Genomic DNA, 26,220 nt, shown 5'->3' on the forward strand with positions numbered 1-26,220 from the left:
ACCTTAATAAAGAGTAAGCTCGTCGGGATTTTTCCCTTGCCACCTTCCTGCAACTCGAATTATTTAGAGTATAGATAATAAGGTGGCTATTAATATTTTTTATTTTCTAAATACATAATGGTTGCTGCAACGCGTGAACGGACATTCAGTTTTCGTAATAAATTACGGATATGAACTTTCACTGTTTCTTCTGAAATGTGTAACTCGAACGCGACTTGTTTATTGGACATTCCTCGCGCGACTTCTTGCAGAACATCTAATTCGCGCTCGGTTAATTCAGAGAATGGATTAATCTGCTCATCTCGCGAGGATAAATATTGTGTGACCGCATCACTGAATACGTTCTCACCCTTTGAAGCCCGACGGATATTTTCCAGTAATATTTCAGGTTCACTGTCTTTAAGCAGATAACCATCTGCGCCCGCATCAATCATGGCGTACACATCACTGCGTGCATCTGAGACGGTCAAAACAATAATTCGTGCATCAATACCTTCATTACGCAAAGCTTTCAATGTATCCAGCCCAGACATGCCTTTCATATTTAGGTCAAGCAGAATGACATCTGGCTGAGATTTGGCCGCTTCAATAACGGCATCACTACCGCAATTGGCTTCAGCAACAACATCAAAGTTGCTATCCAGCTCAAGTAACTGCTTGATCCCACGGCGCATGAGGGGATGATCGTCAACGATCATTATAGTGTGACTTTTGGTCATGATAAGTAATGTCCCTGTAACCGATAGCATTAAATGTCTGGCTGTTGAACGTGGATTATTTGGCGGCATTGATTTGGCCAACCATGTTATCCATCATAGTTAGTTGAACCACGCGTTAAGTGTACCTCAAAACTTCGGCCAAATTCATTTTACCGTGCCAGTTTATCTAAAGAATAATCACCAAAATATCATTTCTTTTTGATAGCCATTCTCATTAAACAAATCGTTATATAAAAAATGTAATAACGCAAATAGATTTCACAGTGAGAAACCACGCAAATAACCACTAAATTAATTGATCTTGCTCAATATCTACCAACGATTAACTCTAAAGAGTAATTATTTTATTACTCATAATTCTGTATTTAATACCTAGACACTGGGAAATTATCTAATAATACAAATAAGAATTATTATCATTGCTTTGGTGTGACTCACCGAGCTTTAAATGAACACTCTCCTAAAGTACACGCGGGCGCGCCAGTAGATGTTAAGGATATCAGCATGACTGATTTATCACGGCGTAAATTGCTGACTGGTTTTTGGCAATCAGGCAAACAGCAGCCCTCGGCTATTCGGCCACCCTGGTCGGTTAGCGAAAGTGATTTTATTGTTGGTTGTACCCGTTGCCAAAACTGTGTTGCCGCTTGTGAAACGGGTGTATTGGTTGCTGGCAGTGGCGGATTTCCCGAAATAGATTTTCAGCGTGCCGAGTGCAATTTCTGCCAAGCCTGTGTGCTGGCCTGTGAAGTGGGTGTTTTTACCTCAACGGCGCAACCCGCCTGGTCGCTGAAAATTAATGTCTCTGATCGCTGTTTACCTTTTCACAATATTGAATGCCGCAGTTGTCAGGATAGTTGTGAAACGCGGGCGATAAAATTCCGTCCGCGCCTAAACGGTATTGCTCAGCCCGAATTAGACCTTCCTGCTTGTACCGGCTGTGGTGCCTGTGTACCCAGCTGCCCCGTTCAGGCAGTAACCCTTACCCGGAGTGAAGATGGACGATAAAGAATGGCATGTCTGTGGATTGGTGATACAAGCCAAGCCTGCGCGAATAGCGCCACTCATCGACAGCCTGCTGGCGATTCCGGGCACAGAAATACCCACCAGTGATACCGCTCTGGGTAAGTTGGTGGTGGTCATGCAGGCAGCGCGCTCAGACGTGCTCCTGAATTATATTGAGTCAGCACGTAATCTGGATGGTGTGCTGGCTGTATCGCTGGTTTATCACCAGCAGGATCAGCAAGGTGAGGAAATGCCATGAAACTCAGTCGCCGGGATTTTATGAAGGCCAATGCCGCAGTTGCTGCGGCAGCCGCAGCCGGATTGACCATACCCACCGTCGCCAAGGCGGTCGTGGGTGAGACAACAAACGCAATCAAATGGGATAAAGCGCCTTGCCGATTCTGTGGTACTGGCTGTGGTGTCTTAGTCGGCACGCAGAATGGCCGTATCGTGGCATCTCAAGGTGACCCGGATTCACCGGTCAATCGTGGGTTGAACTGCGTGAAAGGCTATTTCTTGCCTAAAATCATGTACGGCAAAGACCGCCTGACCCAGCCGCTGCTACGGATGAAAGACGGCCAGTATGATAAAGAAGGTGATTTTACTCCGATCAGTTGGGAGAAAGCCTTTGATATCATGGAGTTAAAATTCAAAAATGCGCTGAAAGAAAAAGGCCCGACCGCTGTAGGTATGTTTGGCTCCGGCCAGTGGACGGTGTGGGAGGGCTACGCGGCGTCTAAACTGCTGAAAGCCGGTTTCCGTTCTAACAACCTTGACCCCAATGCGCGTCATTGCATGGCTTCTTCCGTGGTGGGCTTTATGCGTACCTTCGGAATGGATGAGCCAATGGGGTGTTATGACGATATTGAAGAAGCAGATGCCTTTGTGCTCTGGGGCTCCAATATGGCGGAAATGCACCCTATCTTGTGGTCACGCATGACCAGCCGTCGCCTGACGAATGAGCATGTCAGAATTGCGGTTCTGTCTACTTTTGAACATCGCAGCTTTGAACTGGCCGATAACCCGATCGTCTTTACCCCACAGACCGATCTGGTGATTATGAATTATATCGCCAATTACATTATTCAAAATAATGCCGTTGATCAGGGTTTCCTGGATCGTCATGTGAACTTCCGCCGTGGTGCAACGGATATTGGCTATGGTTTACGGCCAACACATCCACTGGAAAAAGCGGCCAAAAATCCCGGTAGTGATGCATCAGAGCCGATGAGTTTTGATGATTTTAAAGCCTTTGTTGCTGAATATACGCTGGAAAAAACCGCCAAAATGAGCGGTGTGCCGGAAGATCAATTAGAGTCACTGGCGCAGTTGTATGCTGATCCTAAAGTGAAACTGGTGTCTTACTGGACGATGGGCTTTAACCAGCATACTCGTGGTGTTTGGGCCAATAACATGTGCTACAACCTGCACCTGTTAACCGGCAAAATTTCTAAACCGGGTTCTGGGCCTTTCTCTCTGACCGGCCAGCCTTCCGCTTGTGGTACAGCCCGTGAAGTAGGGACATTCTCCCACCGCCTGCCTGCCGACATGGTGGTCACGAACGAAAAACATCGCCAAATTGCTGAAACCAAATGGCAACTGCCAGCGGGCACTATTCCGGAAAAAGTGGGTTTACATGCTGTAGCGCAAGACCGAGCGCTGAAAGATGGCACGCTTAATGCCTACTGGGTGATGTGTAACAACAACATGCAGGCCGGGCCAAATATCAATGAAGAGCGCATGCCAGGTTGGCGTGATCCGCGTAACTTTATTGTGGTTTCAGACCCTTATCCCACTATCAGTGCCTTAGCCGCTGACCTTATCTTACCGACCGCGATGTGGGTCGAGAAAGAGGGCGCTTATGGCAATGCTGAGCGCCGTACCCAGTTCTGGCGTCAACAAGTGCCTGCACCGGGTGAGGCGAAATCTGACTTATGGCAGATAGTTGAGTTTGCCAAGCGCTTCAAAGTTGAAGAAGTGTGGCCTGATGAACTGATTAATAAGAAACCGGAATATCGCGGTAAGACGCTGTATGACGTGTTGTTTGCCAACAATGTGGTGAATAAATACCCACTGAGTGAAATTCCTGCTGACCAATTGAATGATGAAGCGCGTGATTTCGGTTTCTACATTCAAAAAGGGCTGTTTGAAGAGTATGCCGATTTTGGCCGTGGTCATGGTCACGATCTAGCGCCGTTCGATCGCTACCATCAGGAACGCGGTCTGCGCTGGCCGGTGGTGAATGGTAAAGAAACGCTGTGGCGTTACCGTGAAGGCTTTGATCCGTTCGTACCAAAAGGTGAGGACGTGCGTTTCTATGGCAAACCGGATGGTAAAGCCGTGATATTTGCATTGCCTTATGAGCCGGCGGCTGAAAGTCCGGATCAGGAATATGACCTGTGGCTCTCCACTGGCCGTGTACTGGAGCATTGGCATACCGGTTCCATGACTCGTCGAGTGCCTGAATTACATCGTGCTTTCCCTGAAGCGGTGCTTTTCATTCACCCATTGGATGCTAAAGCTCGTGGTTTACGGCGCGGTGACAAAGTGAAAGTGATTTCACGCCGTGGCGAAGTGATTTCGCTGGTGGAAACCCGTGGCCGTAACCGCCCGCCACAAGGGCTGGTGTACATGCCGTTCTTTGATGCTGCGCAGTTGGTGAATAACCTGACGTTGGATGCTACCGATCCGTTATCCAAAGAAACTGACTTCAAGAAATGTGCAGTTAAATTGGCTCGGATTGTCGCGTAGTTCAGAAGATAGCGCGTAGTTCAAAAAATAGCGCGCAGTTCAGGAAGAGCGGTGTTCTCAGGAGAAAATAATGAATAACACGATGTTACACGCATTCAATCGCCGGGTTTTATCTGTGATAGCGCTACTGGCGGTATTGCTGATAACCGGTGTCGTCAATGCTGCCAGCAATGTCGAGATGGATTTAAGTCAATCACCGGAAGTCTCTGGTACGACAGAAGGCAAGGTGAAAATGCCCAAACAGCAACAACGGATGGCGCTGAATTATGTTAACCAACCACCACTGATCCCACATAGTGTTGATGGCTATCAAATCAGTAAAAACACCAACCGCTGCCTGCAATGTCATGGCGTTGAACATTATCGTACTACGGGTGCGCCGCGTGTTAGCCCAACCCATTTTATTGATCGCGATGGCAAGGTATCGAGTGAAGTGTCCCCACGTCGCTACTTCTGCTTGCAATGCCATGTGCCACAAACTGATGCAGCGCCGATTGTCGGTAATAGCTTCCAGCCAGCACCTGGCTTTGGTCAATAAGCGAGATGGCTATTGTGAGAATAAACTATGAGTGAAACTAAAAAGCCCGGCATGATCAAACGAATATGGCAGTGGTGGCGTCGGCCGAGCCGGCTGGCGCTCGGCACGTTACTGCTGATTGGCTTTGTCAGTGGCATCATTTTCTGGGGCGGTTTTAATACCGGTATGGAAATGGCGAATACTGAAAAATTCTGTATTAGCTGCCATGAAATGAAAGATAATGTTTATCAGGAATACATGGGAACCATTCACTACAGCAACCGCAGTGGTGTGAAGGCAACGTGTCCGGATTGCCATGTGCCTCATGAGTGGGGGCCGAAAATGCTGCGTAAAATCAAAGCCAGTAAAGAGCTGTATGCCAAGACCTTTGGTTTGATTGATACCCCGCAGAAGTTTGAGGCTCATCGCCTGACGATGGCGGAAAACGAGTGGGCGCGGATGAAAGCCAATGGTTCGCAAGAGTGCCGCAACTGCCATAATTTTGACAATATGGACTTCACGGCACAGAAAACGGTGGCGGCAAAAATGCACAGTAAAGCGATTGAAGAAGGTAAAACCTGCGTCGATTGCCATAAAGGCATCGCCCATAAGTTGCCGGACATGAAGGATGTACCTACCGGATTCTGATAGCAACGTTCCCAACATCTTGTCTTAAATGCCCCGTTATCGGGGCATTTTTATTGTGCTTATTCCTATTGCAAATGAACAAGGACTAGCGTTAGCTAATTAAATAAAATTCTAGGGTGTTTTGGGGATTAAAGAAGGTCTTATGTCAGTCAAAATTGAAAATATACGCAGTGAATTGTTATCTAAAAACTGGTTCAAGCTCCACAAGTACACCTTTGATTTAATAGATGATAATGGAACTCCAGTACAACAGATTCGCGAAGTGTATGACCGAGGGAATGGCGCGACGATTTTGTTGTATAACCGTCAAAACAGCACCGTCTTGCTGATTAATCAATTTCGTATGCCAACCTATGTCAACGGCAATCCCGATGGCATGCTGCTGGAAACTTGTGCCGGTTTGCTGGATAACGACTTACCGGAAGAGTGTATTCGCCGTGAAGCCATGGAAGAAACTGGCTATCAGGTTGATCATGTACAGAAGCTGTTTGAAGCTTATATGTCGCCGGGAGGCGTGACTGAAATTATTCATTTCTTCGCTGCGGAATATCATTCGGATCAAAAAGTGACTGATAATATCGGCGTTGAAGATGAAGTGATTGAGGTGGTTGAGTTACCCTTCACTGAAGCCATTGCCATGATCGCAGATGGTCGAATTAAAGATGGCAAAACCATCATGCTTTTACAGTATGCGCAAATCCACAATTTATTAGGTTAGTATTCTTTCTTATCAGAGTGCTGCTTTACTTTTTATTGCCGCTATTTCGCGGCATTTAATTCTCGATTGTTGATAACTCTCCGATTGTTGATTATTCCCCACGGATTGATCAGTAAATTATGCTGTTGATATAAAAATGTTATCCAGAGTATGCCCTGCTTCATAGATTGTGATAATTCACTCACTATACTGGTTCCCTACCACCTCAAAGAATAAAAGCAAAGGGAACCTACAATGGACGAACAATTGAAACAGAGCGCGCTTGATTTCCACCAATATCCTACTCCGGGAAAAATTCAGGTGTCGCCCACTAAACCGCTGGCGACCCAACGAGATTTGGCGCTGGCTTATTCTCCTGGTGTTGCTGCACCGTGTTTAGAGATTGCGGCTGATCCACTGGCTGCCTATAAATATACGGCGCGCGGCAATCTGGTCGCTGTGATTTCAAACGGTACTGCGGTATTGGGGTTGGGTAACATTGGTGCATTGGCGGGTAAACCGGTCATGGAGGGGAAAGGGGTTCTGTTTAAGAAATTCTCCGGTATTGATGTATTTGATATTGAAGTAGATGAACTTGATCCTGATAAGTTGATCGACATTATTGCTTCATTGGAACCGACATTTGGTGGCATTAACCTGGAAGATATTAAAGCGCCCGAGTGTTTTTATATTGAGCAGAAATTACGTGAACGCATGAAGATCCCGGTGTTCCATGATGACCAGCATGGTACCGCGATTATCTGCACCGCTGCGGTACTCAACGGCTTGCGTGTCGTGAAAAAAGATATCAGCGATGTCAAACTGGTGGTGTCTGGGGCGGGGGCGGCATCTATTGCTTGTCTGAATTTGCTCGTTGCACTGGGATTGAAGCATCACAATATTACGGCATGTGATTCCAAAGGTGTGATTTATAAAGGCCGTGAAGCCAATATGGCCGAAACCAAAGCGGCTTATGCAATTGAGGATAACGGTCAGCGCACCTTGGGGGATGCAATGCCTGGTGCAGATATCTTCCTCGGCTGCTCCGGCCCCGGCGTCCTCACGCAAGATATGGTGAAAACCATGGCCCCTAGCCCGCTGATTTTGGCGTTGGCGAACCCTGAACCTGAAATCCTGCCACCACTGGCAAAAGCCGTGCGCCCTGATGCGATTATCTGCACCGGTCGCTCGGACTACCCGAATCAGGTCAATAACGTGCTGTGCTTCCCGTTCATTTTCCGTGGCGCATTAGATGTCGGCGCGACCACCATTAATGAAGAGATGAAACTGGCCTGTGTGCATGCGATTGCTGACCTGGCACTGGCTGAACAGAGCGATGTGGTGGCGTCAGCCTACGGTGAACAAGATCTTTCCTTTGGCCCTGAATACATTATCCCTAAACCATTCGACCCGCGTTTGATTGTGAAAATCGCACCGGCGGTGGCGAAAGCGGCAATGGATTCCGGTGTGGCAACCCGTCCAATCACTGACTTTAGTGCTTACATCGAAAAACTGACGGAATTTGTCTACAAAACTAACTTATTTATGAAGCCGATTTTCTCCCAAGCGAAAAAAGAGATGAAGCGAGTAGTCTTGGCTGAAGGGGAAGAAGAGCGAGTATTGCATGCGACTCAAGAGCTTATTTCCCAAGGGCTGGCCTATCCTATCTTGATTGGTCGCCCAAGCGTGATTGAGACTCGGCTGAAGAAATTGGGCCTGCAAATTATAGCTGGTAAAGATTTTGAAGTGGTCAATAATGAGTCTGACCCACGCTTTAATGAATATTGGCACGAATACTATCAAATCATGAAGCGCCGTGGCGTCTCCCAGGAACAGGCGCGTCGTGCAGTGATTGGCAACCCCACCCTGATTGGTTCCATTATGGTTCATCGGGGGGAAGCCGATGCGATGATTTGCGGCACCATTGGCACATACCATGAGCATTATGATGTGGTCGAGAAAGTATTCGGTTTCCGTGAGGGGGCGCATGTGGCGGGCGCGATGAATGCGCTGTTACTGCCAACCGGCAACACGTTTATCGCTGACACTTACGTCAATGATGACCCGACACCGGAGCAGTTGGCCGAGATTACTTTGATGGCGGCCGAAACGGTGCGTCGTTTTGGTATTGAGCCCAAAGTGGCACTGTTATCTCATTCGAGTTTTGGTACATCCGATTGCCCGGCAGCGCGTAAAATGCGTCGCACACTTGAGTTGGTGAATCAGATGGCACCTGAACTGGAGATTGACGGTGAAATGCATGGGGATGCCGCGCTGGTAGAAAGTATCCGCCATAACCTGATGCCGGATAGCCCATTGAAAGGAGCTGCGAACTTACTGATAATGCCAAATATGGAAGCTGCGAGAATCAGTTATAACTTGCTGCGAGTGACCACTTCAGAGGGCGTGACCGTCGGGCCGGTGCTGATGGGCGTGGCAAAACCGATTCATATTCTGACGCCGATTGCTTCTGTACGCCGAATCGTGAATATGGTGGCGTTAGCGGTGGTAGAGGCGCAAACCCAGCCATTGTAGTTTCTGGTGTTATAACTTCGTGAGCCAAAAAGGAGGGAGCTATATTAGCTCCCTCTTCTTTATTAAATTGTAAAGAAGCGAATGCAAGTCTGGTTTCCTGTCAACAAGTCATATGAATATATAAAATGATCTTATAAAATAACAACTGATCTATTATCGATTGTGTTTAGATTAACTTAGGTTGCCTAAAGTTATTGGTGATTATTTAATAATACTATGTGTTGTTTTTATAGCGTAAATATTTAATTACAATGATATTTAATAGCCATTAATTGTTCATTTTATCTTCTTTAAAGACAATTTCCTAGTTTAATGTTATGATTTTTAAGGTGATTTTGTTTTTGCTAAATGTCTTTTCATTTTAAGATCTGTTGTTGTTTGATTTTACATAATAGGATTATTCCCAGTACAGCAAGGTGTGTCTGAATTACTTTGTCTATTGGTATTGATAACATGATTATCAATAGATTGATGCGCTGTGTTCGTTTATTTAAACTCAAGGGTAATCCAATGATTTCAGTTGTATCTTTAAGTCAGTCATCATTTTTTGGTGCAGGATTAGACTATCTAGTCTCGGATGTCATGCCACTCAGAAAATCTAGTCGTTTAATATCACTAAATAATTTTACTGATATCGCTGAAGTCTGTGATTATGTTGAGATGCATATCGTCGATTTCTTAATAGTTGATTATACCTGGCCAGGTGAAAACTGGTTAAATATGATAATTTCACTGAAGGAACGGATGCGATATCATAATTTCAAAACAGTCAGTATTATTGGTGAGAAAATTCTTGAAATAGAACATATTGTTATCAAGCAAACCTCTTATCTGTCTTTTGATTTATACAATAGCATCCAAGGGTTACAATTGGTATTTTCTGATAGCACAGCCATTAAAGGGCGAAGTAATAATGATATTAACATTGAGGATATTCTTTATATCTACTATTTAAGGAAGTTTAAAATAACACAAAGAGAATATACTATACTTAGTCTGATTTTATCAGGTGACAAAAATAAGCAAATTTCACAGAAATTGGATATTAGTGAGAAAACTGTGAGCGGTCATCGACACAGTATTTATATCAAACTAAAAGTTAAGTCGGTTGGGCAACTTTATAATAAATTACTTAATCAGGCTGTATGTTGTTAGTTTCCGTTAATGAAGACTCTCTATGATCTTGAGACATTTTTTTATCAGTTCATTTGAGTCGGATTTTTTATGGATATAGGCATAAAATGATACTAAACCATCATTTGAAAAGGGGAGTGGAGACATGCGGACATTGAACTGTTTCGCTAAGAATGACTGCATCATAAAGGGGAAAATCGCTAAGTAGTCTGTATTGGCGACTAAAGTTACCGCATTAAGCGAGTTGGTTGTTTGAATCTTTGCATTATTATTCACATGAATATCTTTAAACGAACGACCCGGAGCAAATAACGCCCCTTGCATATTGAGATTCCAAATTAAGCGCTGCTCCTGCAACCAATCATCTTTACTTACGTCACCAGAAATTCTACTGTGGGAATTACTTAATAAAACCCCCAGTGGAAATGATCCTAAATGATAACTGACTAATGACCGATCAATATTCAGAATAGAGCCAATGTCAATATCTACTTCACTATTCCTTAACCGTGATACTCGCTGTTCGCTGCTATAATAATTATCAACATATTTAATAGTAAAACTCTCGCTAATATCTCCAGACTGTGACAGTTGGTCTATCTGGCAACTTAACCAATGCTGAATTAATGGGTTGGCACTGATTGTCAGAGAGCTTTGGGCCGAATCACTATCTTTTCCGGCAGCAATGGCATTATCAATCAGGTCTGCTGCAGATGAAAAATGGCTGTTGAGTGTTATTGCTAGTGTGGTTGGAACCAAACCTTCTTTGGTATTAATTACAATCCTGTCATTGAATTCACGCCTTAAACGAGCAAGACCGTGGCTAACCGTTGAAATTGCGACATCCAGCTCTTCTGCTGTGCGGGTAACACTACGAAACTCAATCAGGCATTGCAGCAATTTCACCAGATTGTAATCAAATTTTTTCATATGCCCGCCCACAGTGAAGGTTTATATAAAGTATATAGCACGATAAAACCAAATTACTCATTTTGGACTGTTGGGCCAGGGATAGTGCTAAATTTTCAGTTATTGATATTTAGACTCGCGCTTTAATGGCTTGCTGTAACCATTTATCCAGCTCATTGGCAAATTGCTGGCGATCGCGCTGATTTAAGGTATTAGGGCCACCGGTTTGAATACCGCTGGCGCGCATAGTGTCCATAAAATCGCGCATATTCAACCGCTCACGGATAGTATCTGGAGTATAGCGTTCACCGCGTGGATTTAACGCAATTCCTCCTTTCTCAATCACCTCTGCGGCCAACGGAATATCTGCAGTGATGACCAGATCATTTTTTTCGACGCGCTGCACGATTTCGTTATCGGCAACATCAAAGCCAGAAGCAACTTGTAATGTGCGAATAAACTTTGAAGGTGGGGTTTTTAGTGGCTGGTTTGCCACCAGTGTGACCATCATGCCGGTTCTGTCTGCGGCACGAAATAACACTTCTTTAATAACATTCGGACAAGCGTCCGCATCAACCCAAATTTGCATCAGTGATGTTCTCCTGCGGCTAACCAGTCTTTTACGGGCAGAAAATCTCGGTACAGCGCCACTTCAGCGCTGTCCGCTGCTGGTTGATAATTATATTCCCAGCGCACCAGTGGCGGCATGGACATTAAAATAGATTCTGTGCGACCACCGGTTTGCAAACCAAATAACGTGCCACGATCCCAGACCAAATTAAATTCAACATAACGGCCCCGGCGATAAAGCTGAAATTCCCGCTCACGTTCGCCCCAACTTAGAACTTTGCGCCGCGCGACAATCGGCATATAAGCTTCCAGGAAACCGTCGCCGACGGCCTGAGTAAAGTTGAAGCAGGTATCAAAGTCAGGGCTGTTTAAATCGTCAAAGAACAGGCCGCCAATACCCCGGGCTTCATTACGATGCTTAATATAAAAATAGTCATCACACCATTTTTTATAACGCGGATAGAGTTGTTCACCAAAAGGTTGGCACAGGTTATAAGCGGTTCGATGCCAGTGAATCGCATCCTCTTCAAAACCATAGAAGGGGGTTAAATCAAAGCCGCCACCAAACCACCACACCGGCTCTTCGCCAGGCTTTTCAGCAATAAAAAAGCGTACATTGGCATGACTGGTGGGTAGATAAGGGTTGTTTGGATGAATAACCAGTGACACACCGAGCGCCTGAAAACTGCGACCCGCCAGTTCAGGGCGATGAGCAGTGGCTGATGCAGGCAGTGCTGCGCCGGAAACATGTGAAAAATTCACCCCTGCTTGCTCGAAAACTGCCCCTTTGACCAATACCCGACTGCGGCCACCACCACCTTCTTCACGCACCCAGTTTTCTTCTGTGAATTTGGCGCTGCCGTCAGCTTGAGCCAGTGCGGCACAGATTTTATCTTGTAAATCCAGAAGGTAGGTTTTTATTTGGTCTATATCGGGTAAGTTCATTCTGAAGGGTTCTGGTAGCCGGGAAATTATAGGGGCCCAAGTATACCGCGATTTGCTGCCATTGTTGTACTCTCGGTGTGGAGTTGTGCTGAGTGAGTTAGGATCCGACAAGATTTATCCAGTTCTCCTATCATTACGTACTATCACTATGGGAAATATCACTTTATTATTGCGTGATATAATTTTGTGTAATGATCAGCATATCCATTTGACTCAAGGGTGCGAATATCCATGGAAATCCGTGTATTTCAGCAAAGTGATTTTGAAGAAGTGATTCTGCTGTGGGAGCATTGTGACTTGCTGCGGCCTTGGAATGATCCGGAAATGGATATTGAACGTAAACTAAATCATGATCCCGAATTGTTTCTAGTAGCGGAAGTCAGTGGCGCGATAGTCGGCTCGGTCATGGGAGGGTATGACGGCCACCGAGGCTCTGCTTATTATCTGGGCGTTCATCCAGATTTCCGGGGGCGTGGCTTTGCCAATGCGCTGATCAGCCGCCTGGAAAAGAAACTCATCGCTCGCGGCTGCCCAAAGCTCAATATCATGGTGCGCGAAGATAATGACGCGGTAATTGGTATGTATGAAAAACTCGATTATGAAACCCAAGACAGCATCATGCTGGGCAAGCGGTTGATTGTGGATCAGGAGTATTAAGAGTTTAGTGGGTTGAATTTAATTTAAAACCGCACTTTTTATTCAATAGTTGTAGTGACTGAAATGGCTCAGACATCCAATGATATTAATGAGTGATTTTATTATGCGGAGTCGCAAATAGGTTGGTTGCGACTCCATTTACTTTCAGATGGCTTATTGAATCTTAGTGATGTTTTTCACATCAACTTCCACAGAGTTCCAGTCTTTATCCACTTTCCCTTCGATTTGGACTTTATCTTGCGGCGTAATGGTTTGGCCTTTCCAGCGTTTACTGTCGATATCTACAGTAATGGTGCCGGTACTATCACGGAAAGTATAAGTATCATGGCTCAGACGCTCGGTAATATTCCCTTGCAAGGTAACATGGGCATCATCACGCATACTCTTCACTTTATCTACCGTGGTATTACTGGCATTTGGCCCTGAGAACCCGCCTTGAGCGGCTGGCTGAGTCTGCGTTGTTGCCGGGCCGTCAAAACCACCTTGTGCCGCGGTTGATGCGCTTTGCGCCAGGAATGGTGTGCTGCATAACATAACCAAGGTTGCAGCTAATGTCAGTTTCTTCATTTTATTGCTCCTTCAATGAATGAATTATTGCATTTGAAACCAGAGGCCTTGTTAGCCTCGCTACCCAATACTCGTCATACCTCAAGCTGCATGTGTGTTGGCAGCGTTCACTCACCCGAATCACTTACTTATGTAAGCTCATTGGGATTATCTCGCTTGCCGCCTTCCTGCAACTCGAATTATTTAGAGTATATACTAGACCAAAATCACATTAAAATTTGCTAATTATAGGAAAGAATGATGAAAGCCTACTGTGTGATGGCACTTTTTCAGCGGGCTGGACTCCAATCTCTGGTTATCATTTTCAACTGTCATGCTCTTGCTTCTGTGCATAGTCTTTTTGCAGGAGAACTTATGGGATGCACTGGATTTTTTAGGAGTTTTAGATGAGTATTCGCCCACGATTGTCTGGGATGCGCTGTTTATTACTGGGAGCCCCTTTGTTGCTGGCAGGGTGTTCAGCCACGTCCGGTTTTTCTTGGTCAAGTTTGTCTCCGCTTAATTGGTTTGGCGGTAGTAGCAGTATGCAAGTTACCGATAAAGGTGTTGGTGGAATTACAGCCAGTACACCGCTGAGCGAAAATGAGATTAAAGAAGGGCTGAACGGTGATTATCGGCTGCGCAGCGGTATGGCAACTAATGGTGGCAAGTTAGTGTCTTTCTATCAGGCAATGAAAGAAGACCAAATTAAGTTGGTTATCTCCGGCCAACCAAAAGGTACGGTAGAGCGTATTGATGTTATAGATAAAGATATTCCGAGCCAATGGGGTGTCAGTATCGGTACACCATTTAGCCAATTGTATAAAAAAGCCTTTGGTGTGTGCCGCCAAGGTACTGGTGATGATCATGCACAAATAGAATGTGCTGCGCCAGATAGTCAGCATGTCAGTTATTTATTTGATGGTGACTGGCATGGTCCGGAGGGCTTAATGCCATCTGACGATGCTTTACAAAGCTGGAAAGTGAGTAAAATTATATGGCGCGCTAAAAGCGAATAAATATTGTTCTCTTTTTATTATTAAGGCGCGGCTTATATCTGCGCCTTAATAATATTCTCTCATCTCAAAGCTCCGGCCCTGGCTCAATTTTATTTTGCGCTGACGCAAGGTTATTTTAATCGATTCAGCTATGATATTCGGCATAATTAATATTGGCTGTTAGTGAGGAAATAACATGACTCAAGTTCAGAGTGGCATTTTGCTGGAGCATTGCCGTTTTGCCATTTTTATTGAAGCAAAAGTGCAGGGCGAGTTTGATGCCATTCGCCAAGGGTGTAAAAAATTCTGTCAGTCATTGCAAGAGTTACAACAGCAATTCCCCAATGAGCATTTAGGCGCAGTTATCGCTTTCGGTTCAGATATTTGGCATGACCTGTCAAATGGTCAGGGTGCGAATGAGTTAAAGCCTTTTACCGCACTGGGCAAAGCGCCGATGATTGCTCCTGCTACCCAACGTGATTTATTAATTCATATTCAGTCATTACGCCAGGATATCAACTTCACTCTGGCGCAAGCTGCTGTGGCTGCATTTGGTGATGCTATTGCGGTTGAAGAAGAGACTCATGGTTTCCGCTGGGTTGAAGAGCGTGATTTCACTGGATTTATTGATGGTACTGAGAATCCACAAGGTGAAAGTCGACCTGAGGTGGCTGTTATTGCTGATGGCGAAGAAGATGCGGGCGGCAGTTATGTCTTAGTTCAGCGCTATGAACATGATCTGAAAAAATGGCAGCGTATTCCAGAACACAAACAAGAACAAATTGTAGGACGTACCAAACATGGCAGTGAGGAATTGCCTTCAGATCAACGCCCCGATACCTCTCACGTCAGCCGGGTTGATCTTAAAGAGAATGGTCAAGGGCTAAAAATCTTGCGCCAAAGCTTGCCTTACGGTACTGCCAGTGGCAAACATGGTTTGTATTTCATTGCCTATTGTGCGCGGTTGCACAATATCGAACAGCAATTATTGAGCATGTTTGGTTCAATAGACGGTAAGCACGATCTGTTATTAGGTTTTAGTAAGCCAGTAACCGGCAGTTATTACTTTGCACCCTCTCTGACTAAACTATTGTCTTTATAAGTGCAGCTCCTCTGAATGATGAAAGGCCGGTTTCCCGGCCTTTATCTTTTTTGCTGTGAGTTATTTATTGCAATTAAATCGCGATTGCATCTCGCATTCTATTCACCACGGTTTGTTTCTGTTCTTTGGTCAGTGCACGTAATGGTAAGCGCGGATTACCCGCATCAATACCGTGTAATTGCATTGCAGCTTTACCGGCAGCAACACCACCAAATTCGACCAAGACGCGAATAAGGGCAATAACCTGATCCATACCGCGTTGTACGGCAACTTGATTACCAGCATTGAAATCAAAAATGATTTTATGGAATAGCGGCGCCGCGTAATTATAAGTACTACCGACTGCGCCAATAGCACCCACAGCTAGGCCACCCGGTAAATGTTCATCTACCCCGAATGGAATATCAAATTTGCCACCGCTGACGCGCAGACAGCGTTGGAATTCATACAAATCCGCATTGTTGAATTTAATCCCTGACAGATTTGGGATTTTTGATTCAGCTTTGATGAGGAATTGTTCCATATCCAAATTCACACCGGACATTCCAGAATGATAGTAATAGAAACCTTTTGATGGTGCGGCTGCCGCGATGGCCTGGCAATAGGCAATCAGGTCGTCAATATTACCTGGTTTAAAGAAGCATGGGCCGATGGCTGAGGTTGCGAATATATCCAGTGTTTCGGCATGACGCGAAAGGTCAACAGCATCTTTAATGCTGAGTGCGCCAGTGTGTAAGGTAATGCTTAGTTTACCCTGTGCTGCTTTTACCCAGCGCTCAGCAATTTTTTTGCGCTCTTCTACCGAGCAGTGAATACCTTCCCCCGTGGTGCCACACACATAAACCCCTTTCACACCATCATTCACCAGATGCTCGGCAATTTGGTCGATGACGGGATAATTGACTTCACCCTGCTCATCAAAGGGAGTGTGCGGAGCTGCGATCAGGCCGGTTAACTTTTTCATACGCATCCTTAATAAATCAGAGAGAGTGGGGCGTGGTTAGCCAAAATAGTTTTGAGTACCAGCGACATCTTGTTGTGCCATCAGTGACTCGTTAGTTTTGCTGCTTCGTGTTCTTGTAGCGCATGCTGTTGAATCGATTCACAAAACCAACTGCAAATATGTTCTATACGCGTAATAGCAGAGCCAACGGTTACGGCATAAGCACCGGCTGATATTGCCGCTGCGGCTAAAGCGGATGAGTTATAACGGCCTTCCGCTATCACACTACAGCCCGCTTGAGATAACTGTTTTACCAGTTGTAAGTCTGGTTCAGTAGGGACGGGAGTTTGGGTATAGCCGGATAATGTGGTACCGATAAAGTCGATACCTAGGCGGTATGCTAACAGACCATCTTCAATATTAGAGGCATCCGCCATCGCCAGGCGGCCAGTTGCCTGCACTCGCTGGAATAAATCCTCCACTGAAACCGGTCGTGGGCGGCAGGTGACATCAAAAGCGATAATATCGGCTCCGGCGACGCTTAACGCATCAACATCTTCCAACCACGGTGTGATCCTGACTTCTGAGTCAGGCAAATCACGTTTAATAATGCCGATGATTGGGGCATCGGTAACCCGGCGCACCGCTTTAATATTCCTAATGCCCTCAACACGCAGGCCAACCGCCCCACCTGCCAGTGACGCCAATGCCATTGCCGCGACAATTTCTGGCGTATCCATAGCACTGCCAGGTACGGGTTGGCACGAGGCGATAAGGCCATTCTGGAGCTGGTGGCGGAGACGACTTATTTTGCTTAGGTTCAGATTGCTCACGGTCTTTAGCTCCGATTGAATATTTTAAATGAAGTTTAGCTCCGTCATGTTAGATCTTTTATTTGCAGGGCGCAATGGTCAACCTTTTATAGGTCGGGTCAAAAGCGTTTACTTAGGAGTTATACTCCATTTTTTAAATAACAATGGAGTTATGGCCGAAAAATTGTCATAGTCATTCTATTAACATCATTACAGGTACAAGAGGGTTGCGCCAGATGGGACAAGTGTTGGCACTGGATATCGGTGGAACAAAAATTGCGGCGGCGGTGGTGACTGAAAGCGGCATGTTGGTTGGCCGTCAGCAGGTGGCAACGCCACGTGGCGGGGCTGCACAACTGGCACTAGCGCTGGAAACGCTGATTACACCTTATCGACATCTGGTTGATTTTATTGCTGTTGCCTCAACCGGCATTATCAGTGGTGGCCGCCTGACCGCGCTGAATCCCGCTAATTTGGGGGGCTTAGCGGATTTTCCGTTACAAGAATGCATCCAATCGATCGCTGATTTACCTTGTGTGCTGCTTAATGATGGGCAGGCGGCCGCCTGGGCTGAATATCAGGCATTAAGCCCTGAGGAGGACAAGCTGATTTCGATAAACAATATGATGTTTGTGACGGTTTCCACGGGAGTGGGCGGCGGCATCGTGTTGAATAAAAAACTGCAGGTCGGTAACCACGGACTGGCTGGACATATAGGCCATACGCTAGCCGATCCTCATGGCTTATTGTGTGGCTGTGGCCGTAAGGGGTGTGTCGAGAGTGTGGCTTCCGGTACGGCAATCGGTGCGGAAACGTTGGGTTGGAAACAACCGGTGACTGCCGCCAAAGTATTTGAATTGGCACAACTTGGTAATGTTCATGCGGAAAATATTATTAACCGCTCCGCGACCGCCATTGCCCAGATGCTGGCAGACATGAAAATGGCGCTGGATCTGGAAGTGGTGATTCTGGGCGGCAGTGTCGGGTTGGCACCAGGGTATTTAGAGCGGGTCATTGGCGCACAAAAAACCTTGCCACAAGTCTATCGTGTGCCACTACAAGCGGCTTATCACCGACAGGATAGCGGGTTGCTGGGGGCAGCATTGTGGGCGAGATCATCACTGAAGCCATAACATCAGAACAAAAATATTGAGGTCAATATGATCAGCGGATTATTAACACAAACAGCTTTTTTCAACGGATTACCAGAACGTCTGCAATGGGTTTTAGCCTATTTGGCTAAGACGCCGTTGGCTGAATTGAATTGCGGGCGTCATGAAATAGATGGCGAGCTTATTTTCATGAACGTGATGGAGTTTGACACCCAACCTGCTGAAAATAAGAAAGCTGAAATGCACCAAACTTATGCCGATGTTCAACTACTTATCAGTGGCGTTGAAGGGATTGAATTCTCGGCATTGAAACCCACCGAGCATCTCGAACCTTATCATGCTGACGATGACTACCAGCTTATTGCTGACATTCCAGATAAAAGCCAATTACGTATGTTTCCGGGGATGTTTGCAGTATTTTTTCCGGGTGAACCGCATAAGCCAGGTTGCCAAATCGCCGGTTCTGGTACTATCAAAAAAGCGGTGGTGAAAGTTCATCATAGTTTATTACATAACTGATTATCCCTATGATTTTTAAATAATAAGAAAGCACGTTATCTTTGACATCTTCCCCGGCCCCCCGGGGTTTTTTATTGATCTCACCCCGCACAATACCGCCATTTTTCTTCACGAAATGGGCCAATTATGTCATGATGCGCCGCAGAACCGTCTCCTGTCCGTCAATTCTCTTTCCCTTGAGGTGTCCGCGTGAAAACTGGTGCCCCCCGTTTTAAGCCAGGTAAAATTCTTGATGCCTTAGGTGCGATGCAAAATAGCCTGACTCGCTCAGCGCAGCGTATTGCTGCCTATATTCTGGCAGAACCCGCTAAAGTGACTCAGCTTTCCATTGCTGACCTTTCTGCGCTGACACAAGCCGGTGAAGCCACGATTATCCGTTTTTGTCGCACTCTGGGTTATAAAGGATTCCAAGATTTCAAAATGGATTTGGCCATTGAGATGGCAACCCGCCATCACAGTGAAAACAGTCTGTTAGATGCAGATGTGCAAGACGGCGATGATGCATTGGCGATTGGCAATAAATTGCAATCGGCAATTAATAACGTATTGTCTGAAACCTTGAATCTGTTGTCTATCGAGAGTGTCGAGCAGGTGGTTAAGCTATTGCGCCCAGCTGATCGTATCTGCATTTTTGGTGTCGGCTCATCCGGTATCACCGCGGAAGATGCCAAAGGTAAATTGATGCGTATCGGATTGCGGGTTGATGCGGCCACAAATAATCATTTTATGTATATGCAGGCTTCTTTGATGCACCCCGGTGATGTAGCAATTGGTATCAGTCATTCGGGGACCTCAGCTGAAACGGTACATGCATTAAAGCTGGCAAAGCAGGCCGGGGCTACTACTGTGGCGCTGACGCACAATATGGGCTCTGCCATTACAGAGCTGGCGGATTATGTGCTGATTAACGGCAATCGTCAGGGGCAGCTGCAAGGTGACTCCATTGGTACCAAAATTGCCCAATTATTCGTGCTAGACCTGATTTACGCCTTGCTAGTCAAAGCTGATCCGGCTCAGGCAGAAAGCATTAAACGTAAAACAACCCAAGCTGTTAGCCAAAATGGATGACCGGTAATCTATTTCTGCTGCCATGTCTAGCCGCCGCTGCGGGGATCTTCCGCCAGCGGTGGTAAATACCCCGCATCCTGTTGCTTATCTCAGTTACCTCAGCATTTCGCCATCTTTGTCACGTTTTAAACACATTGTGATTGAAATAGCGGGCTAATCTTATAAACTCAAATGGAGTTTTACTCCTTTGTTTGTTTTTATTTGGAGTGAAACCACATAAATATAAATGTGGCGAAAACCGTCAGGTAGTGACAGATTAAGTTATGCTAAACAATCAGTTGCTATGGTTTACCTGCCACGAGGAAAACAGTTTCTGCCAGTGAGCTTGGCTGGTGGTGGAGAGAGCGACGCTATGAGCACTTCAGTACAATCTCGTGGAGACAAACCATTACGCTGGTATAAGCAGCTTACCCCTGCGCAATGGAAGGCATTTATTGCTGCCTGGATCGGTTATGCCCTGGATGGCTTTGATTTTGTTCTTATTACTCTGGTTCTGACTGATATTAAACAGGAATTTGGTCTTACGCTGATTCAGGCGACCAGTCTGATTTCAGCCGCGTTTATTTCACGTTGGTTCGGGGGTTTGGTACTGGGTGCAATGGGTGACCGTTATGGCCGTAAATTAGCCATGATCACCAGCATCGTACTGTTCTCTTTCGGTACGCTGGCTTGTGGTTTAGCGCCGGGTTACACCACGCTGTTTATTGCCCGACTGATTATCGGTATCGGGATGGCGGGGGAGTATGGCTCCAGTTCTACCTACGTGATGGAGAGCTGGCCTAAGAATATGCGTAACAAAGCCAGTGGTTTCCTGATTTCTGGTTTCTCCATTGGCGCGGTCTTAGCCGCTCAGGCGTACAGTTATGTGGTTCCGGCATTTGGCTGGCGTATGCTTTTCTACATTGGCTTGCTGCCGATTATCTTTGCTTTGTGGTTACGTAAAAATCTGCCTGAAGCTGAAGATTGGGAAAAAGCACAAAGTAAACAACAGCAATCTAAGCAGATTAAAGACGGTAACATGGTGGATATTCTGTATCGCAGCAACTTGAGCTACCTGAATATTGCGTTAACTCTCTTTGCCGCCGCCGCACTCTATGCTTGCTTCACCGGCATGGTATCCACCCCTGTGGTGGTGGTGCTCGGTATTTTGTGCGCCGCCGTCTTCATCTACTTTATGGTGCAAACCAGTGGCGACCGCTGGCCGACCGGTGTGATGCTGATGGTGGTGGTGTTCTGTGCTTTCCTCTACTCGTGGCCGATTCAGGCATTATTGCCCACCTACCTGAAAATGGATTTGGGCTATGACCCGCATACTGTGGGCAATGTGTTGTTCTTCAGTGGGTTCGGTGCTGCAGTGGGCTGCTGTGTTGGGGGGTTTTTGGGTGATTGGCTTGGGACGCGTAAAGCCTATGTAACCAGTTTGCTGATTTCACAGTTACTGATAATCCCACTGTTTGCTATTCAGGGCAGCAGCATCCTATTCCTTGGCGGATTATTATTCCTGCAACAAATGTTGGGCCAGGGGATTGCCGGGTTGTTACCAAAACTGCTGGGCGGTTACTTTGATACTGAACAACGTGCGGCAGGGTTGGGCTTTACCTATAACGTCGGTGCTCTGGGTGGGGCACTGGCACCGATTCTAGGGGCGTCAATTGCTCAACACCTCAGCCTCGGTACGGCATTGGGTTCACTCTCATTCAGCCTGACATTTGTGGTTATTCTGCTGATTGGTTTTGATATGCCGTCCCGTGTACAGCGCTGGGTGCGGCCATCCGGTTTGCGTATGGTGGATGCGATTGACGGCAAACCATTCAGTGGCGCTATCGGGCCAGTGGGTGCCAGTGTTGTGACGCAGAAATAATATTTCTACCTAAGAACGCATTTTTATGGCCCGGTGCAGTTTAGCCGGGCTTTTTATTGACCAGACATAAGTGAAATCGACGGCTGGCGACCTGCGCGGTGACTGGCTTAGAGCATTTGATACTTGCACATCACTAAACGGTATATAAAAGCGTTATAGGTATGCACCTAGTTATAAATACACTGAACATAATTTAGCGGCGCAACGTTCTCAATCAATAAGTTTGTTGCCGAATGAACCCAGTGAATAAGGTGCAAAATGAAACAGATTTCAATACAGAAAAATGGATGGACCCGTGTTGCCTTATTTAGCGCGTTAATCTTCGGCAGTGCAACGGCTTCTGCGACTGAACTGCTCAATAGCTCTTATGATGTCTCCCGCGAGTTATTTACCGCATTAAATCCGGGCTTTGAGAAACAGTGGGAACAGCAACATCCCGGTGACAAGCTCACTATCAAACAATCTCATGCCGGTTCTTCCAAACAGGCATTGGCTATCTTGCAAGGGCTGAAAGCGGATGTAGTGACCTATAACCAAGTCACCGATGTCCAAATCTTGCATGACCGCGGCAACCTTATTCCGGCTGATTGGCAAGCTCGGTTACCCAACAACAGCTCGCCGTTCTACTCCACGATGGCTTTCCTGGTGCGTAAGGACAATCCAAAGAATATCCATAGCTGGGATGATTTGGTGCGTGAAGACGTCAAACTGGTATTCCCGAATCCAAAAACCTCTGGTAATGGCCGTTATACCTATCTGGCCGCTTGGGGAGCCACCGAACAAGCTAATGGCAAAGATGAGGCCAAAACCCGTGATTGGATGAAGCGCTTCCTGAAAAACGTGGTGGTTTTTGACACCGGCGGACGTGGTGCCACTACCACTTTTGTCGAGCGCGGCTTGGGTGATGTGCTGATCAGTTTCGAATCTGAAGTTAACAATATCCGCAAAGAGTATGGCAGCGATAAATATGAAGTGATTGTCCCGCCGGTCGATATTCTGGCGGAGTTCCCTGTGGCCTGGGTAGATAAAAATGTTGAGAAAAATAGCACTGAAAAAGCGGCCAAGGCTTATCTCAATTACCTCTACAGCCCACCGGCACAGCAGGTGATCACCAGCTTTAACTACCGTGTTTATGATAAAGCGGCCATGGAGGCGGCTAAATCCCAATTCCCTGACACCAAATTATTCCGGGTTGAAGAGCAATTTGGTAGCTGGCCACAAGTTATGAGCATCCACTTCGCCACTGGCGGTGTGCTGGATAAATTGTTAGCAGAAGGTCATCAGTAATGTTGTCGGCATCCAGTAAACGGGTTCTGCCCGGATTCACCCTCAGTCTTGGGAGCAGCCTGCTTTACACCTGTCTGATCTTGTTATTGCCGCTCAGTGCGTTAGTGATGCAAGTTGCCCAGATGAGCTGGGCTCAGTACTGGGAAGTCATCACTAACCCGCAGGTGGTTGCCGCTTATAAAGTCACGTTATTGGCCGCTGGTGTTGCCAGTGTATTCAATGCGGTATTTGGCATGTTGATGGCGTGGATCCTGACGCGCTATCAATTCCCCGGCCGCAGTTTGCTGGATGGTTTGATGGATTTACCCTTCGCCTTACCCACTGCGGTGGCGGGGTTGACACTGGCAACCTTGTTCTCCACCACCGGATGGTACGGAGCCTGGTTAAACGATGTTTTCGGTATCAAAGTCTCCTTTACCTGGTTAGGGATCGCGGTCGCTATGGCCTTTACCAGCTTGCCGTTTGTGGTACGCACCGTGCAGCCAGTATTGGAAGAGTTAGGGCCGGAATATGAAGAAGCGGCTGAGACCTTGGGTGCCAGCCGTTGGCAGAGTTTCCGACTGGTGGTGATGCCAGAACTGGCACCGGCATTGTTGGCAGGGACAGCATTATCCTTTACTCGCAGTTTGGGCGAATTCGGTGCGGTTATCTTTATCGCTGGCAATATTGCCTGGAAGACTGAAGTTACTTCGCTGATGATTTTCATCCGCTTGCAAGAATTTGATTACCCGGCCGCCAGCGCCATTGCCTCCGTTATTTTGGCGGTTTCATTGGTGTTGTTGTTCGGTATTAACACGTTACAAAGTCGCTTTGGTCGGCGGATAGGTGGGCACTGATGGCTGATATCTCCGAGTTTCATGGTGTGGTCCGCCCGCCGATCAATTGGGGCAAATGGACATTGATCGCCATCGGCGCGTTGTTCTCATTTTTACTGTTGGTGATCCCGATGGTGTGGATCTTTATCACTGCATTCTCGAAAGGGATTGAGGTGGTAGGGCAGAACTTACTCGACCCGGACATGCTGCATGCTATTTGGTTGACGGTGCTGGTAGCGCTGATTACCGTGCCAGTCAATTTGGTCTTTGGTGTGGTATTGGCCTGGCTGGTGACGCGCTTTGTCTTCCCTGGTCGGCAGCTTTTGATGACGTTAATTGATATTCCGTTTGCCGTTTCACCGGTGGTTGCCGGTCTGATGTATCTGCTGTTTTACGGCTCAAATGGTGTGGTGGGTGGTTGGCTGGATTCTCACGATATCCAATTGATGTTCTCCTGGCCGGGCATGGTACTGGTAACTATCTTTGTCACCTGCCCATTTGTGGTACGTGAATTGGTACCGGTGATGATGAGTCAGGGCAGTCAGGAAGATGAGGCTGCGGTGCTGTTAGGCGCCTCAGGCTGGCAGATGTTTCGCCGCGTGACACTTCCCAATATCCGCTGGGCATTGCTGTATGGCGTGGTGTTGACCAACGCCCGTGCCATTGGCGAGTTCGGTGCGGTTTCAGTGGTATCCGGTTCTATTCGTGGCGAGACCTATACCTTGCCGCTGCAAGTTGAGTTATTGCATCAGGATTACAATACCGCTGGGGCATTTACTGCCGCTGCGCTACTGACCCTGATGGCAATAGTGACCCTTTTTCTGAAAAGCGGCCTGCAATGGCGCTTAGCGCGTCAGGTTGTTCGTCTCGAACAGGAGCAAAAGCATGAGCATTGAGATTGATAATATCAGTAAGTATTTTGGTCGTACCAAGGTACTGAATGACATCACACTTGATATTCCTTCCGGCCAAATGGTGGCTTTGCTTGGCCCTTCTGGTTCCGGAAAAACTACCTTATTGCGTATTATTGCCGGATTGGAGAACCAAAACGCTGGGCGTTTAAGCTTCCACGGCACCGATGTTAGCCGCTTACATGCCCGTGACCGCCGTGTCGGATTTGTGTTCCAGCATTACGCGCTGTTCCGCCATATGACGGTATTCGATAACATCGCTTTCGGTTTAACGGTATTGCCGCGCCGTGAGCGACCAAATACTGCGGCTATCAAGCAGAAAGTTGCGCAGTTGCTGGAAATGGTGCAATTAGGACATCTGGCTAACCGCTATCCATCGCAGCTTTCCGGCGGGCAGAAACAACGTGTTGCTTTGGCGCGGGCGCTGGCGGTAGAGCCGCAAATTCTATTATTGGATGAGCCGTTTGGTGCACTGGACGCGCAAGTGCGTAAAGAGCTGCGCCGTTGGTTACGTCAGTTACACGAAGAATTGAAATTCACCAGCGTCTTTGTAACGCACGATCAGGAAGAAGCCATGGAAGTGGCTGATCGCGTGGTGGTAATGAGCCAGGGAAATATTGAGCAGGTCGGGACGCCGGATGAAGTGTGGCGCGACCCAGCAACTCGGTTTGTATTAGAGTTCCTCGGTGAAGTTAACCGCTTAAGTGGCGAAATTCGGGGGTCACAGTTGTTTATCGGTGCCCATCATTGGCCGCTTGATTTGACGCCGATGCACCAAGGTAGCGTGGATCTCTTCCTGCGCCCTTGGGAGATGGAAGTCAGTACTCAATCAAGCTCGCGCTGCCCGCTGCCAGTTCAGGTGCTTGAAGTCAGTCCTCGCGGCCATTTCTGGCAATTAACGGTACAACCTATTGGTTGGCATCAGGATCCCATTAGTGTGGTCTTGCCGGAAGGTAACATTGACACTCCGGTACGCGGCACTCGTTATTATGTTGGTGGATTAAATGCTCGCTTATATTCTGGCGATCAATTACTACAACCCATTGCTTTAGCCCAAAGCGCCTGATAAGTTTTTCTGTATATGGCGAACAAAGGTGGCGCAATAACCACCTTTTGATTAATGACAAAGCTGCTGATAACACAGTGAGTGAAGGGTTTA

26 protein-coding genes are annotated in these 26,220 nt (G+C 46.8%); 19 read left to right on the forward strand and 7 right to left on the reverse strand.

Going from position 1 to position 26,220, the window contains the following annotated elements:
- Nucleotides 1-89 precede the first annotated feature (89 nt).
- The gene (locus ACF3VQ_RS06005; protein ID WP_392433804.1) at nt 90-719 is read right to left on the reverse strand and encodes a response regulator; all 630 of its coding nucleotides are present in this window, start codon (nt 717-719) and stop codon (nt 90-92) included.
- 504 nt (nt 720-1,223) lie between these two features.
- On the opposite strand from ACF3VQ_RS06005, the gene napF reads away from it, so the two are divergent.
- The 8 genes from napF (at nt 1,224) to ACF3VQ_RS06045 (ending at nt 10,027) form a co-directional block, all read left to right on the forward strand.
- Nucleotides 1,224-1,727: a ferredoxin-type protein NapF gene (napF, locus tag ACF3VQ_RS06010; protein WP_392433805.1), complete on the forward strand. Its 504-nt coding sequence runs from the start codon at nt 1,224-1,226 to the stop codon at nt 1,725-1,727.
- Nucleotides 1,717-1,983, forward strand: a complete 267-nt coding sequence (gene napD, locus ACF3VQ_RS06015; RefSeq protein WP_019081761.1) for a chaperone NapD — start codon at nt 1,717-1,719, stop codon at nt 1,981-1,983. Before napF ends, napD begins: the two co-directional genes overlap by 11 nt.
- On the forward strand, nt 1,980-4,475 hold the full coding sequence (gene napA, locus ACF3VQ_RS06020; RefSeq protein WP_392433806.1) for a nitrate reductase catalytic subunit NapA: 2,496 nt from the start codon (nt 1,980-1,982) through the stop codon (nt 4,473-4,475). The genes napD and napA overlap by 4 nt, the downstream gene beginning before the upstream one ends.
- 70 nt (nt 4,476-4,545) lie before the next feature.
- On the forward strand, nt 4,546-5,013 hold the full coding sequence (gene napB, locus ACF3VQ_RS06025) for a nitrate reductase cytochrome c-type subunit (RefSeq protein WP_392433807.1): 468 nt from the start codon (nt 4,546-4,548) through the stop codon (nt 5,011-5,013).
- A 27-nt stretch (nt 5,014-5,040) separates the two neighbouring features.
- The gene (gene napC / locus ACF3VQ_RS06030) at nt 5,041-5,640 is read left to right on the forward strand and encodes a cytochrome c-type protein NapC (RefSeq protein ID WP_392433808.1); all 600 of its coding nucleotides are present in this window, start codon (nt 5,041-5,043) and stop codon (nt 5,638-5,640) included.
- Nucleotides 5,641-5,782: 142 nt separating this feature from the next.
- Nucleotides 5,783-6,358 carry a GDP-mannose pyrophosphatase NudK gene (nudK, locus tag ACF3VQ_RS06035; protein ID WP_392433809.1) on the forward strand — a complete coding sequence of 192 codons (576 nt, stop codon included), beginning with the start codon at nt 5,783-5,785 and terminating at the stop codon, nt 6,356-6,358.
- Between the two features lie 234 nt (nt 6,359-6,592).
- The gene (maeB, locus tag ACF3VQ_RS06040) at nt 6,593-8,872 is read left to right on the forward strand and encodes an NADP-dependent oxaloacetate-decarboxylating malate dehydrogenase (RefSeq protein ID WP_392433810.1); all 2,280 of its coding nucleotides are present in this window, start codon (nt 6,593-6,595) and stop codon (nt 8,870-8,872) included.
- Between the two features lie 432 nt (nt 8,873-9,304).
- The gene (locus ACF3VQ_RS06045) at nt 9,305-10,027 is read left to right on the forward strand and encodes a LuxR C-terminal-related transcriptional regulator (RefSeq protein ID WP_392433811.1); all 723 of its coding nucleotides are present in this window, start codon (nt 9,305-9,307) and stop codon (nt 10,025-10,027) included.
- A 6-nt stretch (nt 10,028-10,033) separates the two neighbouring features.
- Here the strand turns inward: ACF3VQ_RS06045 and ACF3VQ_RS06050 are convergent, their stop codons facing one another.
- From ACF3VQ_RS06050 to hemF, 3 genes are all read right to left on the reverse strand, one after another.
- Nucleotides 10,034-10,936, reverse strand: coding sequence for a LysR family transcriptional regulator (locus ACF3VQ_RS06050; protein WP_392433812.1), 903 nt, complete (start codon nt 10,934-10,936; stop codon nt 10,034-10,036).
- A 109-nt stretch (nt 10,937-11,045) separates the two neighbouring features.
- The gene (locus tag ACF3VQ_RS06055; RefSeq protein ID WP_019081752.1) at nt 11,046-11,504 is read right to left on the reverse strand and encodes a YaiI/YqxD family protein; all 459 of its coding nucleotides are present in this window, start codon (nt 11,502-11,504) and stop codon (nt 11,046-11,048) included.
- Nucleotides 11,504-12,430, reverse strand: a complete 927-nt coding sequence (gene hemF, locus ACF3VQ_RS06060; protein ID WP_392433813.1) for an oxygen-dependent coproporphyrinogen oxidase — start codon at nt 12,428-12,430, stop codon at nt 11,504-11,506. Before hemF ends, ACF3VQ_RS06055 begins: the two co-directional genes overlap by 1 nt.
- A gap of 231 nt (nt 12,431-12,661) precedes the next feature.
- Here hemF and ACF3VQ_RS06065 point away from each other — a divergent pair, with 231 nt between their 5' ends.
- Complete coding sequence (locus ACF3VQ_RS06065; RefSeq protein WP_005166566.1) at nt 12,662-13,087, forward strand: GNAT family acetyltransferase; 426 nt, start codon at nt 12,662-12,664, stop codon at nt 13,085-13,087.
- 153 nt (nt 13,088-13,240) lie between these two features.
- On the opposite strand, the gene ACF3VQ_RS06070 is transcribed toward ACF3VQ_RS06065, so the two are convergent.
- A complete protein-coding gene (locus ACF3VQ_RS06070) occupies nt 13,241-13,654 on the reverse strand; it encodes a YgiW/YdeI family stress tolerance OB fold protein (protein WP_392433814.1) in 414 nt (137 codons plus the stop codon).
- A 386-nt stretch (nt 13,655-14,040) separates the two neighbouring features.
- On the opposite strand from ACF3VQ_RS06070, the gene ACF3VQ_RS06075 reads away from it, so the two are divergent.
- Together ACF3VQ_RS06075 and ACF3VQ_RS06080 are read left to right on the forward strand one after the other, a co-directional pair.
- A complete protein-coding gene (locus ACF3VQ_RS06075; protein WP_392433815.1) occupies nt 14,041-14,652 on the forward strand; it encodes an RpoE-regulated lipoprotein in 612 nt (203 codons plus the stop codon).
- A gap of 175 nt (nt 14,653-14,827) precedes the next feature.
- Entirely contained in the window at nt 14,828-15,733 is a 906-nt protein-coding gene (locus tag ACF3VQ_RS06080; protein WP_392433816.1) for a Dyp-type peroxidase, read from the forward strand.
- A 73-nt stretch (nt 15,734-15,806) separates the two neighbouring features.
- Here the strand turns inward: ACF3VQ_RS06080 and ACF3VQ_RS06085 are convergent, their stop codons facing one another.
- A complete protein-coding gene (locus tag ACF3VQ_RS06085) occupies nt 15,807-16,697 on the reverse strand; it encodes a dihydrodipicolinate synthase family protein (protein WP_392433817.1) in 891 nt (296 codons plus the stop codon).
- Between the two features lie 80 nt (nt 16,698-16,777).
- A complete protein-coding gene (locus ACF3VQ_RS06090) occupies nt 16,778-17,449 on the reverse strand; it encodes an N-acetylmannosamine-6-phosphate 2-epimerase (protein ID WP_392435466.1) in 672 nt (223 codons plus the stop codon).
- 275 nt (nt 17,450-17,724) lie between these two features.
- Here ACF3VQ_RS06090 and ACF3VQ_RS06095 point away from each other — a divergent pair, with 275 nt between their 5' ends.
- The 8 genes from ACF3VQ_RS06095 to cysA all read left to right on the forward strand — a co-directional run bounded on the left by ACF3VQ_RS06095 (nt 17,725) and on the right by cysA (nt 26,127).
- Nucleotides 17,725-18,621, forward strand: coding sequence for an N-acetylmannosamine kinase (locus ACF3VQ_RS06095; RefSeq protein ID WP_392433818.1), 897 nt, complete (start codon nt 17,725-17,727; stop codon nt 18,619-18,621).
- Between the two features lie 27 nt (nt 18,622-18,648).
- Complete coding sequence (nanQ, locus tag ACF3VQ_RS06100) at nt 18,649-19,119, forward strand: N-acetylneuraminate anomerase (RefSeq protein ID WP_392433819.1); 471 nt, start codon at nt 18,649-18,651, stop codon at nt 19,117-19,119.
- A gap of 189 nt (nt 19,120-19,308) precedes the next feature.
- Nucleotides 19,309-20,187 carry a MurR/RpiR family transcriptional regulator gene (locus tag ACF3VQ_RS06105; protein ID WP_392433820.1) on the forward strand — a complete coding sequence of 293 codons (879 nt, stop codon included), beginning with the start codon at nt 19,309-19,311 and terminating at the stop codon, nt 20,185-20,187.
- 352 nt (nt 20,188-20,539) lie between these two features.
- Complete coding sequence (locus tag ACF3VQ_RS06110) at nt 20,540-22,048, forward strand: MFS transporter (RefSeq protein WP_392433821.1); 1,509 nt, start codon at nt 20,540-20,542, stop codon at nt 22,046-22,048.
- A gap of 258 nt (nt 22,049-22,306) precedes the next feature.
- Nucleotides 22,307-23,335 (forward strand): sulfate ABC transporter substrate-binding protein, encoded by a 1,029-nt coding sequence (locus ACF3VQ_RS06115; RefSeq protein WP_392433822.1) that lies wholly within the window; start codon nt 22,307-22,309, stop codon nt 23,333-23,335.
- Nucleotides 23,335-24,171 carry a sulfate/thiosulfate ABC transporter permease CysT gene (gene cysT / locus ACF3VQ_RS06120; protein ID WP_005164877.1) on the forward strand — a complete coding sequence of 279 codons (837 nt, stop codon included), beginning with the start codon at nt 23,335-23,337 and terminating at the stop codon, nt 24,169-24,171. Before ACF3VQ_RS06115 ends, cysT begins: the two co-directional genes overlap by 1 nt.
- Nucleotides 24,171-25,046 carry a sulfate/thiosulfate ABC transporter permease CysW gene (cysW, locus tag ACF3VQ_RS06125; protein WP_392433823.1) on the forward strand — a complete coding sequence of 292 codons (876 nt, stop codon included), beginning with the start codon at nt 24,171-24,173 and terminating at the stop codon, nt 25,044-25,046. Before cysT ends, cysW begins: the two co-directional genes overlap by 1 nt.
- Nucleotides 25,036-26,127 carry a sulfate/thiosulfate ABC transporter ATP-binding protein CysA gene (gene cysA / locus ACF3VQ_RS06130; RefSeq protein WP_392433824.1) on the forward strand — a complete coding sequence of 364 codons (1,092 nt, stop codon included), beginning with the start codon at nt 25,036-25,038 and terminating at the stop codon, nt 26,125-26,127. Before cysW ends, cysA begins: the two co-directional genes overlap by 11 nt.
- The last annotated feature ends 93 nt before the right edge of the window (nt 26,128-26,220 follow it).

The sequence above is a fragment of the Yersinia fenwicki genome, from assembly GCF_043099325.1.
In the GTDB taxonomy this organism is placed as follows: Bacteria; Pseudomonadota; Gammaproteobacteria; order Enterobacterales; family Enterobacteriaceae; genus Yersinia.